This is a genomic window from Microcystis sp. LE19-41.2A, from assembly GCF_027530405.1.
Lineage (GTDB): Bacteria > Cyanobacteriota > Cyanobacteriia > Cyanobacteriales > Microcystaceae > Microcystis > Microcystis aeruginosa.
Genome location: NZ_JAPZQJ010000424.1, coordinates 1 through 1,343, shown reverse-complemented (window position 1 = coordinate 1,343; position 1,343 = coordinate 1). Strand labels below are relative to the sequence as shown.

Sequence of the window (1,343 nt, the reverse complement as noted above, 5' to 3'; positions counted from 1 at the left end):
TATAAAAGTCATTTTGAAAATAAAGTAGTTTATTGCAATTGCGATGACCCCCGAATTAGTAACTTTTTTAAGTATTTTGCTGCAAACTTCAAAAAGTTAGGTCTAAAAAAAATAATAACATCTTGTTATCGAGAACAAGTGAGAGATTTATTTAATACAGAAGAAGATGAAAAGGGTTTTTTCTTTGAATATACAGGTACAGAGAGAGAAAAAAATAAACCTATTTCCCCTGACATTGTTTACTTTAATGGGGATGGAGATTTTCGTAGTCCTGAAAGTATTGAACTATTAAAAAAGTCCGATATTGTTGTTACTAATCCCCCATTTTCATTATTCAGAGAATATGTAGCTCAATTAGTTAAATACGATAAAAAGTTTCTGATAATTGGCAATATTAATGCAATAACCTATCAAGAAATTTTCAAACTAATTAAAGAAAACAAAGCGTGGTTAGGAATAAATCTTGGTAGAGGTATTTCTGGTTTCATTGTTCCCGAACAATATGAACTTTATGGAACAGAGGCTCGTATTGACAATTCTGGAAATAGAATAGTTTCTCCAAATAATTGTTTATGGTTAACCAACTTAGACACATCAAAACGACAGGAAGATATGGCTCTGACAAAAAGATATTTTGGCAATGAAGCTGAATATCCAAAATACGACAATTATGATGGAATTAATGTCAATAAAACCCAAGACATTCCCTTAGACTTCAAGGGGGTTATGGGTGTACCAATAACATTTTTACATAAATTCAATCCCGACCAATTTGAAATAATTAAATTCAGGAAAGGGAATGATGATAAAGATTTATCAGTAAATGGGAAATGTCCGTATTTTAGAATACTAATCAAGAATAAACGAATACAAACTGAATATATTGATTTAACTGACAAAGAAAAACAATGTATAACTCAGTCCTAGGGTGCGTTCCCTAATGCAAGTCCTGCTACTCCAGCGATCAATTTTGGGGAACGCACCATGCACATTGATGGAAACTGTGAAGTTAGAAGCATGAAACCCCAGCAATTCTCATTTTGAAATAAATAGAGCATTAACCCCGATTTTGGCAGGGAAAATATAGTACAAAGTAACTATTTTATAGGAGAGGCGATCACCAAAAAAAACAATTGGCTGGACAAATTAAGTATAAATACTCAAGCAATCAAAGAGGTTGGCTGAGAACTAACGGGGTTAAATCAGGAAGATAGTTCTGTTTTTAGAATAGGGAATTCAAGGGAAATAAAAATTTATAATTATTGTCAGCTAAGGTAAAATGGGTGAGTTAGAAATCCACCAGCACGTCAAATTATTCCAAGATGGCTCAAAAAGCGGCAACC

Annotated in this window: 1 protein-coding gene; it reads left to right on the top strand. The window is 32.7% G+C overall.

All coding sequences use genetic code 11. The features are described from left to right. On the top strand, positions 1–927 hold a 927-nt coding region (locus O9290_RS17455), incomplete at its 5' end, for an adenine-specific methyltransferase EcoRI family protein (protein ID WP_288087336.1). Positions 928–1,343: the final 416 nt, after the last annotated feature.